The sequence below is a fragment of the Methylibium sp. T29 genome, assembly GCF_000576205.1.
Classification (GTDB): Bacteria; Pseudomonadota; Gammaproteobacteria; order Burkholderiales; family Burkholderiaceae_C; genus Methylibium; species Methylibium petroleiphilum.
In genome coordinates this window covers 1-14,165 of record NZ_AZND01000085.1, presented here as the reverse complement: position 1 = coordinate 14,165, position 14,165 = coordinate 1, and the positions used below count along the sequence as shown (strand labels likewise).

Annotated in this window: 8 protein-coding genes and 2 pseudogenes; 9 read left to right on the top strand and 1 reads right to left on the bottom strand. The window is 70.4% G+C overall.

Features of this window, described 5'->3' with window-relative positions:
• Positions 1 to 623 (bottom strand): LysE family transporter (locus x551_RS11780; protein WP_036248642.1); only part of this gene is annotated, 623 nt, incomplete at its 3' end.
• A 118-nt stretch (positions 624 to 741) separates the two neighbouring features.
• Between x551_RS11780 and x551_RS11775 the strand changes: the two genes are divergently transcribed.
• The 9 genes and pseudogenes from x551_RS11775 to kdpD all read left to right on the top strand — a co-directional run.
• Positions 742 to 2,082 (top strand): HD-GYP domain-containing protein, encoded by a 1,341-nt coding sequence (locus x551_RS11775; RefSeq protein ID WP_036233711.1) that lies wholly within the window; start codon positions 742 to 744, stop codon positions 2,080 to 2,082.
• A complete protein-coding gene (locus x551_RS11770; protein ID WP_036233714.1) occupies positions 2,079 to 4,559 on the top strand; it encodes an EAL domain-containing protein in 2,481 nt (826 codons plus the stop codon). Before x551_RS11775 ends, x551_RS11770 begins: the two co-directional genes overlap by 4 nt.
• Before the next feature lie 43 nt (positions 4,560 to 4,602).
• Positions 4,603 to 5,702, top strand: a pseudogene (locus x551_RS11765) (PA0069 family radical SAM protein).
• Positions 5,703 to 5,909: 207 nt separating this feature from the next.
• Complete coding sequence (gene kdpF / locus x551_RS11760) at positions 5,910 to 5,999, top strand: K(+)-transporting ATPase subunit F (protein ID WP_036233725.1); 90 nt, start codon at positions 5,910 to 5,912, stop codon at positions 5,997 to 5,999.
• Positions 5,999 to 7,729 (top strand): potassium-transporting ATPase subunit KdpA, encoded by a 1,731-nt coding sequence (gene kdpA / locus x551_RS11755; protein WP_036233727.1) that lies wholly within the window; start codon positions 5,999 to 6,001, stop codon positions 7,727 to 7,729. The genes kdpF and kdpA overlap by 1 nt, the downstream gene beginning before the upstream one ends.
• Positions 7,730 to 7,745: 16 nt before the next feature.
• Positions 7,746 to 9,859: pseudogene (kdpB, locus tag x551_RS11750) on the top strand (potassium-transporting ATPase subunit KdpB).
• Between the two features lie 15 nt (positions 9,860 to 9,874).
• Positions 9,875 to 10,450, top strand: coding sequence for a potassium-transporting ATPase subunit KdpC (kdpC, locus tag x551_RS11745; protein WP_011830093.1), 576 nt, complete (start codon positions 9,875 to 9,877; stop codon positions 10,448 to 10,450).
• Between the two features lie 41 nt (positions 10,451 to 10,491).
• Positions 10,492 to 11,457 carry a magnesium/cobalt transporter CorA gene (corA, locus tag x551_RS11740; RefSeq protein ID WP_011830092.1) on the top strand — a complete coding sequence of 322 codons (966 nt, stop codon included), beginning with the start codon at positions 10,492 to 10,494 and terminating at the stop codon, positions 11,455 to 11,457.
• Positions 11,458 to 11,574: 117 nt separating this feature from the next.
• On the top strand, positions 11,575 to 14,165 hold a 2,591-nt coding region (kdpD, locus tag x551_RS11735), incomplete at its 3' end, for a two-component system sensor histidine kinase KdpD (protein WP_036248640.1).

Sequence of the window (14,165 nt, the reverse complement as noted above, 5' to 3'; positions counted from 1 at the left end):
CCGCGCCGGAAGCTCGCCAGCAGCGCGCCGGCCGCGACGAACAGGCTGCCGAACACGCGGTTGATCCAGCGGATCTGCCGCGGCGCCTGCAGCGCCCGCAGCACGCGGGCGGCCAGCGCGGTGTAGACCGCCATCACGACCAGGTCGGTGAAGCCCAGCGTCGCGGCGATCACCAGGTACTGCGGTGCCAGCGGCGCGGCCAGGTCCAGGAACTGCGGCACGACGGCCAGCAGGAACACGGTGCCCTTCGGGTTCACGGCGTTCACCATCCAGCCGCGCAACACCAGCGTGCCGATGCGCGGAACGGCCGCCTCGGCAGTCGCCTGCACCAGCGGCACCGCCGGGGCGCGCCACTGCTGCACTCCCAACCACAGCAGGTAGGCGACCCCCAGCCACTTGATGACTGCGAAAGCCGTCGCCGAGGTGGCGATCAGCGCGCCCAGGCCCAGGCCGACCGCGAGCACCTGGGTCAGGATGCCCAGAACCAGCCCGAAAGTCATGCAGTAGCCGCGCACGAAGCCGTAGCGCGCGCCGGCGCTCATGGCCGCCACCGCGCCGGCTCCCGGCGAGATGCTGATGGCCCAGGCGGCCAGGAAGAAGGTCAACCAGACGGTGAGTGACATCGGGGCTCGGCAGGAGTTCGAGCCCGGGACTTTAGCGGGGCCGGGTTTGTGACGCTCAAGGAAGGCCGGCAAGTGCCGAAAAAGGGGCACGCCAGGGCTATTCCCCGGCCAGAACCTCATGCACGACAGCCCCACCATCGACGTTCGGAAGCTGCGGATCGGACTCCACGTTCACCTCGACTTGGGGTGGATGGAGCACCCGTTCCCGCTCAACAACTTCCGCATCTCGACCGAGCAGCAGCTCGAGACGCTGCGCGGGCTGGGCCTGGACCGCGTGCGCATCTCGCCGCAGCGCAGCGACAGCACGACGCTGCAGAGCCTGGTGGGCGAGGGCGTGCTGAGCGCCGAGGTCGCTGGCGTCGAGGCGCCGGCAGCTGCGGCTGCCGACGCCGACGCGGCGCCTGTCGTTCCGGTGGAAACGCCCGAAGCCGCTGAGCGCCGATTGCGCCGCGAGGCCCTGCTGGCCGAGCAGGCGTGTGCGGCCCAGGCCGAACGCCACTACAGCGAAGCAGGGCGCGTGCTGAGGCGCAGTTTCGAACTGGCGAGCAGCCAGCCGCAGGCCGCGCGCGAACAGACCGAGGCGCAGGTCAACGGCTTCCTCGACAAGGTGCTCGGCGCCCAGGAAATGGCGATCCGCCTGCTCAACGAGGGCGCGGGCGACCGCGGCTCGATGCACGCGATCAACGTCACCGTGATCTCGCTGCTGCTGGGCAAGCAGATGGAACTCGGCAAGGCTGAGATGTTCGACCTGGGCACCGGTGCGATGCTGCACGACATCGGCAAGACCGAGCTGCCCGATCGCGTGCGATGGCTCGACCCGCTGTCGCCCAGTGTGTCCAGCCACGAGCGGCAGTTCTACCAGGAGCATGTCTCGCACGGCGTGACGCTAGGCCGCAAGATGGCGCTGTCGCCCGGCGCGCTGCTGGTGCTCGCGCAGCACCACGAATACGCCGATGGCACCGGCTTTCCGCTCAAGCTCGGCGCCGACCGGATGAGCGCCGCGGCCAAGATCGTCGCGCTGGTGAATCGCTACGACAACCTGTGCAACCCGGCCACGCCGGCGCAGGCGCTCACGCCGCACGAGGCACTGGCGCTGATGTACGGACAGATGAAGGCCAAGTTCGACAGCGCGGTGTTCGGCGCCTTCGTCAAGATGATGGGCGTGTACCCGCCCGGCTCCGTGGTACAGCTGACCGACGACCGTTACGGCATGGTCGTCTCCGTCAACTCGGCCCGGCCGCTCAAGCCCTGCGTGCTGGTGCACGAGCCCAAGCAGCCGCGCAACGAGGCGGTGCCGCTGAACCTCGAGACCACGCCGACGCTCGGCATCCGCCGCAGCCTGAAACCGCAACACCTGCCGCGCGCCACGCTCGACTACCTGTCGCCGCGACCGCGCGTCTGCTACTTCTTCGAACGCGCCCGCGAGACCGGCGCGCTCGACGCCCGGGGAGCCGCATGACGACGCCCCCGCCCGTGTGGGAGCCGCTGATCGGCAGCCTGCTCGAGGCCGTCTGCCTGGTCGAGCCGTTGACGCTGCACGTCGTCGCGGCCAACGAGGCCGCGGCCGCCCTGTTCGGCCAGCCGGTGTCGGCGCTGGTCGGTCGGCCGGTGATCGAGCTGTCGGCCACGCCCGAGGACGAGTGTTTCTGGGAGGACATGGCGGCCGGTGTCGGCACCGCCGAGGGTCCGCAGATCCACTCGGACAGCTTCGTGCGCCATGCCGACGGCCGCATGATCCCCGTCGAGCGGCGCGTCAACCGCATCTGGATGCGTCCCGGTCAGGCGATCTTCGTGCTCGGCCTGCGCGACCAGAGCGCCCAGCGCCAGGCCGAGGACGAGCTCGAGAAGCTGGTGGCCGAGCTGCGCGCCACGCTCGAGTCGACCGCCGAGGGCATCCTCGTCACCGACCTGCACGGCGCGATCCGCGGCTGCAACCAGCTGTTCGCACAGCTGTGGGACATGCCGGTCGAGCTGCTGACGCAACGCGACGACAGCCAGATCCTCGAATGGATGCGCGGCCATGTCGTCGACGAGCAGCGTTTCGTCGAGCGTCTGGGCGAACTGGATCGTGATCCGCTGCTGCGGGCCAGCGACGTGCTGCGCCTGCGCTCCGGGCGCGTGCTCGAGCGCGTGGTGCTGCCGCAGTACGGCCGCGGCCAGCCGATCGGCCGGGTCTGCTCGTTCCGCGACATCACCGAGCAACTGGCCAGCGCCGCGCGCCTGCAACTTGCCGCGCAGGTGTTCGAGTCCAGCCTCGACGCGATCTTCGTGACCGACGGCGAGCACCGCATCGCCGCCGTCAATGCCAGCTGCGAGCGCATCACCGGCCTTGGCCGCGAGCAACTGGTCGGCCTGCGCACCGAGGCCCTGCTGCACCCGCCCGGCGCCGACGACGCCGACACCGCCTGGTTCGAGCTGGTGCGCGAGCAGCTTGCGCTCCGCGGCGTATGGGAGGGCGAGCTGTGGCATCGCCGTGCCGACGGCAGCACGCTGCCGGGGCAGGTGTCGCTGGTGCGACTGGCCGCGGAAGGCACGGATCCGGGCGAGACCGGCGTGCGCCACGTCGGCTTCTTCAAGGACCTGACCGAAACCGTGGCGGCGCAGAAGCGCATCGAGGAGCTGGCCTTCACCGATGCGCTGACGGGCTTGCCCAACCGCGTGATGCTGGCCGAGCGCCTGGACTTCGCGCTGGCGATGTCGCACCGCCACCAGACACCGTTCGCGCTGCTGTTCCTCGACCTGGACCGCTTCAAGCAGATCAACGACTCGCTCGGTCACGTGTTCGGCGACCGCGTGCTCGTCGAGGTGGCCGAACGGCTGAAGACCTGCCTGCGTCAGATCGACACCGTGGCGCGGCTGGGAGGCGACGAGTTCGTGATGCTGCTGAACCAGACCGACGCGCGCGGCGCCGAGGCCATCGCGCGGCGCGTGCTCGAGGTGCTGGGGCAACCCTTCACGCTGGAGGGCATGAGCTTCAGCGTCACCGCGAGCATCGGCATCGCGATGTACCCGAACGACGGCGAGTCGATGGACGATCTGATCAAGAACGCCGACGCCGCGATGTACCGCGTGAAGGAGCGAGGCCGTGCCGGCTTCCGCTTCTACCAGCCTCAGATGAACGTCGACCTGCTGGCGCGCATGAAGCTGGACCACTCCATGCGCCTGGCGCTGGAGCGCGGCGACTTCCGGTTGCACTACCAGCCGCAGATCGACATCGCCTCGAACGCGGTGGTGGGTGCCGAGGCGCTGCTGCGCTGGCGCGACCCGGGCCTCGGCGACGTGTCGCCGGGCGAGTTCATCCCGGTGGCAGAGGAGAGCGGCTTCATCGTCGCGCTGGGCGAATGGGTGCTGCGCGAGGCGGTGCGGCAGGCCGCGCTGTGGCGTGCGCAGGGCCGCTCGATGGTGGTGTCGGTGAACGTGTCGGCGCTGCAGTTCCAGCAGGCCGACTTCGTCGATCGCGTGGCGACGGCGCTCGCCGAGGCCAAACTGCCGGCGACCTGGCTCGAGCTCGAACTGACCGAGTCGATCCTGATCCGCGATGCCGACGAGGCCCTGCAGCGCCTGCGCGCGCTCGATCGGCTCGGCGTGCAGCTCGCGATCGACGACTTTGGCACCGGCTACTCGAGTCTCGGCTACCTGAAGCGCTTCCCGATCAGGAAGCTCAAGATCGATCGCAGCTTCATCAAGGGCCTGCCGGGCGACGAGAGCGATGCCGGCATCGCGCAGGCGGTGATCCAGGTGGCGCGCGCACTGCGGCTGCGCGTGATCGCCGAGGGCGTGGAGACCATGGCGCAGCGCGATTTCCTGCAGCGCGCCGGCTGCGACGAGATCCAGGGCTTCCTGTTCGCGCCGGCCCTCCCGGTCGCGGAGTTCGAGGCACGGACTGCGACGATGCTCGATCTGCCCAGCGGGGCGAAGGCGCGCGCACTGGCTTGAGCTCCTGAAATACTGTATAAAAATACAGTATTCTGTGGCCCTCATGGCCACGATCCGACCCGCGCCACCGGCCGACCCCATCAAGGGCCGCGGCATCGCCGTGCGCATCGCTCACCGCTATGAGCGCGACGAGCGGGAGACCGTCGACGATGGATGGGAATCACCGGCCGCCGACGATGACGGCGAACGGCCACCGCCGGTGACCCAGGTCAGCGAGGAGCGCGTCAAGACCCTGCTCAGCGCGAACGACTCGCCGGACATTCCCTTCAGTTTGTCGATCAACCCCTACCGCGGCTGCGAGCACGGTTGCAGCTACTGCTATGCGCGGCCGACCCACAGCTACCTGAACCTGTCGCCCGGCCTGGACTTCGAGACCCGGCTGGTCGCCAAGGTCAATGCCGCCGAGCGACTGCGCGCCGAGCTGGGTCGGACGGGCTACCAGCCCAGCGCCATCAACATCGGCTCGGTCACCGACGCTACCAGCCCATCGAGCGGCGGTTGCGCCTCACCCGGGCGGTGCTGGAGGTGCTGACCGCCTGCGAGCACCCATTCAGCATCGTCACCAAGTCGGCCGGCGTCGAACGCGACCTCGACCTCATCGCGCCGGCCGCACGCCGCGGGCAGGCGATGGTGTTCATCAGCGTCACCACGCTCGATGCCGGCCTGTCGCGCCGGCTCGAGCCGCGGGCCGCTTCACCGCAGCGCCGTCTGCAGGCCGTGCAGCGACTGGCCGAGGCCGGCGTCCCGGTGGGCGTGAACGTGGCGCCCATCATCCCCTTCGTCAACGAGCCCGAGATCGAGCGCCTCGTCGAGGCCGCCGCGCGGGCCGGGGCGAAGTCCATCCATTACACCGTGCTGCGCCTGCCCTGGGAGGTGGCGCCGCTGTTTCGCCAGTGGCTGGAGCAGCACGTGCCGGAGCGCGCGGCGCGCGTGATGGCGCGGGTGCGGGAGATGCGCGGCGGCAAGGACTACGACGCCGACTTCGCCACCCGCATGAAGGGCGACGGGCCGTGGGCCGACCTGATCCGCCAGCGCGTGCGCAAGGCCGAGGCACGACAGGGCCTGGTGCGCGAGCGCGTGGTGCTCGACACGAGTCGCTTCCGCCCGCCGTCCGGCGATCCGGCGCAGCAGACGCTGTTCTGAAGCCTGCGCCTCCCGTCTTTACGCTTTCTTGATGCGCCCGGCGCAGCTTTGTACGCCGTCCTGAGGCGGCGATTCCTAGCATCTCGTGCATGGAAATCATCGTTGTCCGGAGGTGCACATGGACGTCGTGATGCTGGGGCTGCTGGCCCTGTTCGTCGTGGCGATCGCGGGGCTGGTGCGGGTCTGCGATTCGCTTGGAGACTGGTCGTGAGCGGCCTCTACCTGCTCGGCGGCGCGATCGCCGCCGGCCTGCTGGGCTACCTGCTGCACGCCCTGCTGAAGGCCGAGGACTACTGATGAACTCGCAGGCCTGGATCCAGCTCGCGATCTTCCTCGCGCTGCTGATGCTGGTGGCCTGGCCACTGGGCCGCTGGCTCGCGGCGGTGGCGGAAGGGCGCCTGCCGCAGGCGCTCGCGCCGTTCTGCCGTGTCGAGACGGCGCTCTACCGCGCGGCCGGCATCGACGCCGCAGTCGGCATGGGCTGGAAGGCCTATGCACTCGCGCTGCTCGCCTTCAATGCGCTGGGCGCGCTGGCGGTCTATGCGCTGCAGCGGCTGCAGGGCGGGCTGCCGCTGAACCCCCAGGGACTGCCCGGCGTCGGCGCCGACTCGTCACTCAATACCGCGGTCAGCTTCGTCAGCAATACCAACTGGCAGGGCTATGCCGGCGAAACGACGATGAGCTACCTGACGCAGATGCTCGCGCTCGGGGTGCAGAACTTCCTGTCGGCCGCGACCGGCATCGCGGTGGCCTTCGCGCTGATCCGCGGCTTTGCCGCGCGCTCGTCGTCGGCCATCGGCAACTTCTGGGTCGATGTGACGCGCATCACCGTCTACGTGCTGCTGCCACTGTCGCTGGTGTTCGCGGTCTTCCTGGTGAGCCAGGGCGTGATCCAGAACGTCCAGCCCTACCAGGACGTGTCGACCCTGGAGGGCGCGGCGAGCCCCCCGCAGACGCTGGCGATGGGCCCGGTGGCGTCGCAGGAGGCGATCAAGATGATCGGCACCAACGGCGGCGGCTTCTTCAACGCCAACTCGGCGCACCCCTACGAGAACCCGACGCCGCTGTCGAACTTCGCGCAGATGCTGGCGATCTTCCTGATCCCGGCAGGCCTCGTGTTCGCCTTCGGTCGCCTGGTGGGCGACGTGCGCCAGGGCGGCGCGCTGCTGGCGGCGATGACGGTGATGTTTGTGCTGGCGGTCGTCACCGTCACGAGCCTGGAACAGCGGGGCCATCCGCAGCTGGCCGCGCTGGGCGTCGACCCGGTGGCGAGCGCGCTGCAGGCGGGCGGCAACATGGAGGGCAAGGAGGCGCGCTTCGGCATCGCGGCCTCGGCGCTGTTCGCAGCCATCACCACCGCGGCCTCCTGTGGCGCGGTGAACGCGATGCACGACTCGTTCATGCCGCTCGGCGGCGCGGTGCCGCTGCTGCTGATCCAGCTCGGCGAGGTGGTGTTCGGCGGCGTCGGCTCCGGCCTGTACGGCATGCTGGTGTTCGCGATCCTGGCCGTCTTCATCGCCGGGTTGATGATCGGCCGCACGCCGGAGTACCTGGGCAAGAAGATCGAGCCCTACGAGATGAAGATGACGGCCGTCGTCATCCTCGTCACGCCGCTGCTGGCGCTGCTGGGCACGGCCGTCGCGCTCACCGCCCCCACCGGCCCGGCGGGAATGGGCAACCCGGGGCCGCACGGCTACACCGAGATCCTCTACGCGCTCAGCTCGGCGGCCAACAACAACGGCAGCGCCTTCGCCGGTCTGTCGGCCAACACGCCGTTCTACAACCTGCTGCTCGCGGTGGCCATGTGGTGCGGCCGCTTCGGCGTGATCGTGCCGGTGCTGGCGATCGCCGGCAGCCTGGCGGCCAAGAAGCGCCTGCCGGTCACGGCCGGCACGCTGCCCACCCACGGGCCGCTGTTCGTCGTGCTGCTGATCGGCGCGGTGCTGCTGGTCGGGTTGCTGAACTATGTGCCGGCGCTGGCGCTGGGCCCGGTGGTCGAGCACCTGATGCAGGCCGCGGCACGCTGAGCCGGCGGAGAACCCCATGAACAACGACAGGACCTCCCTCGCGCTCCTCGACCCCGTGCTGCTGCGGCCGGCCATCGGCGCGGCATTCCGCAAGCTCGATCCGCGCCTGCAGTGGCGCAACCCGGTGATGCTGGTGGTCTACGTCGGCAGCCTGCTGACCACCGGGCTCGGCGTCCAGGCGCTGCTCGGTGCTGGCGAGGCGCCGCCGGCCTTCATCCTGGCGGTGGCCACGGGGCTGTGGTTCACGGTGCTGTTCGCCAACTTCGCCGAGGCGCTGGCCGAGGGCCGCAGCAAGGCGCAGGCCGCCTCGCTGCGTGGCATGAAGCGCAAGGGGATCGCGAAGAAGCTCGAGCAGCCGCGCCATGGGTCGTCGTGGCACCCGATGCCGGCCGATGAACTGCGCCGGGGCGCCGTGGTGCTGGTGGAGGCCGGCGACACGATCCCGCTCGACGGCGAGGTGATCGAGGGCGCGGCCTCGGTCGACGAAAGCGCGATCACCGGCGAATCCGCGCCGGTGATCCGCGAGTCCGGTGGCGATTTCGCATCGGTGACCGGCGGCACGCGCGTGCTGTCCGACTGGCTGGTGGTGCGCATCTCGGTGAACCCGGGCGAGGCCTTTCTCGACCGCATGATCTCCATGGTGGAAGGCGCGAAACGCCAGAAGACGCCGAACGAGATCGCGCTGAACATCCTGCTGATCACGCTGACCCTCGTGTTCCTGGTGGTCGTGGTGACGTTGCTGCCGATGTCGATCTTCGCCGTGGAGACGGCGAAACAGGGCACGGCAGTGACCCTCACCGCGCTGGTCGCGCTGCTGGTGTGCCTGATCCCGACGACCATCGGCGCACTGCTGTCGGCCATCGGCGTCGCCGGCATGAGCCGCATGATGCAGGCCAACGTGATCGCCACCTCGGGGCGCGCGGTCGAGGCAGCCGGCGACGTCGACGTGCTGCTGATGGACAAGACCGGCACCATCACGCTCGGCAACCGGCAGGCCTCGGCCTTCCTCGCGGCGCCAGGCGTGAGCGAGCCGGTGCTGGCCGGTGCGGCCCAGCTCGCGTCGCTCGCCGACGAGACGCCCGAGGGGCGCAGCATCGTGGTGCTGGCCAAGCAGAAGTTCCGCCTGCGCGAGCGCGAACTCGCGGCGCTGGGCGCGAGCTTCGTGCCGTTCAGTGCGCAGACCCGCATGAGCGGCGTGGACTGCACCATCGACGGCGCGGCGCGGCAACTGCGCAAGGGTTCGGGCGAGGCGATCCGCCAGTGGGTCGAGGCGCAGCACGGCCAGTTTCCGGCCGAGGTGCAGCGCATCGCCGACGAGGTGGCGCGCCGGGGCAGCACGCCGCTGCTTGTGGCGCAGTCCGACGGGCGGGGCGGGCAGGGCGGGCAGGGCGCGCGCGTGCTCGGCGTCGTGGAACTGAAGGATGTCGTCAAGGGCGGCATCAAGGAGCGCTTCGCCGAGCTGCGCCGCATGGGCATCCGCACCGTGATGATCACCGGCGACAACCGGCTCACCGCGGCGGCGATCGCGGCCGAGGCCGGCGTCGACGACTTCCTGGCCGAGGCCACGCCGGAGGCCAAGCTGAAGCTGATCCGCGACTACCAGGCCGAGGGGCGGCTGGTCGCGATGACCGGTGACGGCACCAACGACGCGCCGGCGCTGGCCCAGGCCGACGTGGCGGTGGCCATGAACACCGGCACGCAGGCCGCGAAGGAGGCCGGCAACATGGTCGACCTCGACTCCAACCCGACCAAGCTGCTGGAGATCGTCGAGACCGGCAAGCAACTGCTGATGACGCGCGGCTCGCTGACCACCTTCTCGATCGCCAACGACGTGGCGAAGTACTTCGCCATCATCCCGGCGGCCTTCGCCAGCACCTACCCGCAGTTGCAGTCGCTCGACGTGATGCATCTCGCCAGCCCGTCGTCGGCCATCCTGTCGGCGGTGATATTCAACGCGTGGTGATCGTGTTCCTGATCCCGCTCGCGCTGAAGGGCGTAGCCTATCGCGCCATCGGCGCGGCCGCGCTGCTGCGTCGCAACGTGCTGGTCTACGGCCTGGGCGGGCTGGTGGTGCCTTTCGCCGGCATCAAGGCGATCGACCTGCTGCTCGGTGTGGCGCACCGGGTCTGACACGGAGATCTCGACATGAAAACCCTGCTGCGCGCCTCGCTGGTGCTGTTCCTTTCGTTGACGTTGCTGACCGGTGTCGCCTATCCGCTGCTCGTCACCGGGCTCGGCCAGGTGCTGTTCCCGGCGCAGGCGGCCGGCAGCCTGCTGTTCCGGGACGGCCGGCCCATCGGCTCGTCGCTGATCGGCCAGCCGTTCGGTGCGGCCCGCTACATCTGGGGCCGTCCGTCGGCCACCGCGCCGACGCCGAACAACGCCCAGGCCTCCGGAGGATCGAACCTGGGGCCGTCGAATCCGGTGCTGCTGCAGGCCGTCGAGGCGCGCATCGCGGCGCTCCGGGCGGCGGACCCCGGCAACACCCTGCCGATCCCGGTCGATCTGGTCACGGCTTCGGCGAGCGGGCTCGATCCGGAGATCAGCCTGGCCGGCGCCCGCTACCAGGCCGCTCGGGTGGCCCGGGCGCGCGGCCTGAGCGAAGCCGAGGTGCTGGCGCTCATCGATCAGCATGCCCGGGGCCGGTGGTTCGGCTTCCTCGGCGAGCCGCGCGTCAACGTCCTGGCGCTGAATCTGACGCTGGACGGGCGGCGGCCCTGAGGGGTCCTTCCGAGGCCGTCGCGCGCGAAGCACAATCGCCCATGCTCATCAATTGCGTGGCCTACCAGGACGGCAGCAAGCTCGCGGACCTGCCCGTCGAACAGATCAGCGACTACATCTCGCGGCCCGGCTGCTTCGTCTGGGTCGCTCTGCAGGACGCCAGCACCGAGGAGCTGGAGGAGATGCGCCACGAGTTCGGCCTGCACGAACTCGCGGTCGAGGACGCGCAGCACGGCCACCAGCGTCCCAAGATCGAGGAGTACGGCAACTCGATGTTTGCCGTGCTGCATCTCGTCGAGGCGGTGGGCCAGGACCTGAACGTCGGCGAGGTCGACGTGTTCGTCGGGCCCAACTACGTGCTGTCGGTGCGCAACCGCAGCACGCAGGGCTTCCTCGGCGTGCGCGACCGCTGCGAGCGCGAGCCGCACCTGCTCAAGCGCGGATCCGGCTTCGTGCTGTACGCGCTGATGGACGCGGTGGTCGACCGCTACTTCCCCATCATCGACACGTTCGAGTCCGAGCTCGAGACCATCGAGGAGCAGATCTTCGTCAAGGGCACGGCGCGGACCAACATCGAGCGGCTCTACGACCTGAAGCGTCGCGTGATGGTGCTCAAGCACGCGGTCGCACCGCTGCTGGAGGCAGCGGCCAAGCTGCACGGCGGCCGGGTGCCGCAGATGTGCGCCGGCACGCAGGAATACTTCCGCGACGTGGTGGACCACCTGACACGCATCAACGCCTCGATCGAGTCGATCCGCGACACGGTGGGCACCGCGATCCACGTCAACCTGTCGATGGTGGCGATCGAGGAGAGCGAGGTCACCAAGCGTCTGGCGGCCTGGGCCGGCATCTTCGCGGTGGCGACCGCCTTCGCCGGCATCTGGGGCATGAACTTCGACTCCATGCCGGAGCTGAAGTGGAAGTGGGGCTACCCCCTGGCGCTGGCGCTGATCGCGTCGACCTGCGGTTTCGTGTGGTGGCGCTTCCGGCGGTCGGGCTGGCTGTGAGGACGACCACTTCCGTTGCGGCTGCGCCGCTCCCCCTCCAGGGAGCGACGCTGACGGGCCGGCGGAGCCGGACCCGCAGCGTCCGCGGGTGAGACAACGTGGCGGCGTGGGTGCCGTATGACCGAATCGCGGCCCGATCCTGACCAACTGCTGGTGCAACTTCGCGACGTCGAGGCGCGGGCCGCGCGCGGCAGGCTGCGTATCTACTTCGGTGCGTCGGCCGGGGTCGGCAAGACCTGCGCCATGCTGACGGCGGCGCGCAAGCTGCGCGACGACGGCGTCGACGTGCTGGCCGGGGTGGTGGAGACGCACGGCCGCGCCGAGACGCAGGCACTGCTGCACGGCCTGGAACTGTTGCCGCCGGCCGTGGTGCGCCACCGCGACCGCATGCTGCCGGAGTTCGACCTCGACGCCGCGCTGGCGCGCCGGCCCGCACTGCTGCTGGTCGACGAGCTGGCCCACTCCAACGTCTCAGGCTCGCGCCACCCCAAGCGCTGGCAGGACGTGGAGGAACTGCTCGATGCCGGCATCGACGTCTACACCACGCTCAACGTGCAGCACCTGGAGAGCCTGAACGACGTGGTGGGCGGCATCACCGGCATCCGCGTGCACGAGACCCTGCCCGACACCTTCTTCGATCGCGCCGACGAGGTTGTACTGGTCGACACGCCGGCCGACGAGCTGATCGAGCGGCTCAAGGCCGGCAAGGTCTACCTGCCGGCGCAGGCGGAGCGGGCGGTCGGGCACTTCTTCCGCAAGGGCAACCTGATGGCGCTGCGCGAGCTGGCGCTGCGGCGCACCGCCGACCGCGTCGAGGACGACGTGCAGGCCTATCGCGTCGAGCAGGCCATCGCGCCGGTGTGGAAGACCGAGGCCGCGCTGCTGTGCTGCATCGGGCCGCGCGACGACTCCGACCACGTGGTGCGCAGTGCCGCGCGCCTGGCGCAGCAGCTCGCGGTGGCCTGGCACGCGGTCTACGTCGAGACACCGGCGCTGCAGCGCCTGCCGGCCGCGCAGCGCGAGCGCATCCTGCAGACGGTGAAGCTCGCCGGCGAGCTGGGCGCGGTCACGGCGGTGCTGTCGGCGCAGGATGTGGCGACCGCGCTGGCCGCGCATGCGCGCGAGCACAACCTCTCCAAGCTGCTGATGGGCCACAACCGCGAACGCCCCTGGTGGCGGCGCGACACCTTCTCGCAGCGGCTGGCGCGGCTGGCGCCCGACGTGGATCTGATCGAAGTCGGCGAAGGCCAGCGACACGCCATGCCGGTGACGCGCGAGCGCCAGGGAGAAGGCCGCCTCGCGCCCGGCCGGCCCGAGGGCTACCTCTGGGCGGCGGCGGCCTGCGCCCTGACCACGCTGGTGGCGCTGCCCCTGCAGCCGGTGTTCGAGCTCGCCAACATCGTGATGCTGTTCCTGCTCGCGGTGGTGGGCGTGGCGCTGCGCTTCGGCCGCGGCCCAGCGGTGCTGGCGGCCTTCCTGAACGTCGCCGCCTTCGACTTCTTCTTCGTCGTACCGCAGCTGTCGTTCGCGGTGTCCGACGTGCAGTACCTGCTGACGTTCGCGGTGATGCTGGTGGTCGGGCTGCTCACCGGCCAGCTCACCGCCGGCCTGCGCTACCAGGCCAGCGTCGCAACGCACCGCGAGGCGCGCTCGCGGGCGCTGTTCGAACTGGCCCGCGACCTGTCGGGTGAACTGCTGACCGACCAGGTCGTCCACACGGCCGAACAGGCGATCGAACGTGAATTCCGGGGCCGCGCGCGCACCTTCCTGCAGGACGAGGCGGGTCGCCTGCAGTGGCCGCGCAGCGGCGCCGATGCGCCCGGCCTGGACCTCGGCACGGCCCAGTGGGTGCTCGACCACGGCGACGCGGCCGGACTCGGGACCGACACCCTGCCCGGCACCGCCTGGCTCTACCTGCCGCTGAAGGCGCCGATGCGCTCGCGCGGCGTGCTGGCGCTGCAGCCCACGCAGCCGCGGCTGCTGCTGGTCCCCGAGCAGCGCCGCCAGCTCGAGACCTTTGCGGTGCTGACCGCGATCGCCCTGGAGCGCGTGCACTACGTCGAGGTGGCGCAGCAGGCGACGGTCCAGATCGAGTCGGAGCGCCTGCGCAACTCGCTGCTGTCGGCGCTGTCGCACGACCTGCGCACGCCGCTGGCGGCGCTCTACGGCCTGGCCGACACCCTGGTCGACGGCACGCAGGGCGAGGCGCAGGAGATGGCGCGGGCACTCGGCGCGGAGGCGCGGCGCCTGAACGCGATGGTCGGCAAGCTGCTCGACATGGCGCGACTGCAGAGCGGCGCGGTGCAACTCGACCGGCAGTGGCAGCCGATCGAGGAGGTGGTGGGTAGCGCGCTGCGCTCGCTTGGCCCGGCCCTGGCGCGCCACCCGGTGCGCACCGAGCTGCCGGATGGCCTGCCGCTGGTGTGCTTCGATGCGGCGCTGATCGAGCGCGTGCTGTGCAACCTGCTGGAGAACGCCGCGAAGTACACGCCCTCCGGCAGCGCGGTGACGATCGGCGCCCGGGTGCAGGGCGAGGAGTTGGTCGTCAGCGTGAGCGATCTTGGCCCTGGCCTGCCGGCTGGCCGAGAGGAGGCGCTGTTCGAGAAGTTCGTGCGCGGCGAGCGCGAGTCGGCCACCGCCGGCGTGGGCCTGGGCCTGGCGATCTGCCGCGCGATCGTCGAGGCGCACGGCGGCCACATTCGCGCGGG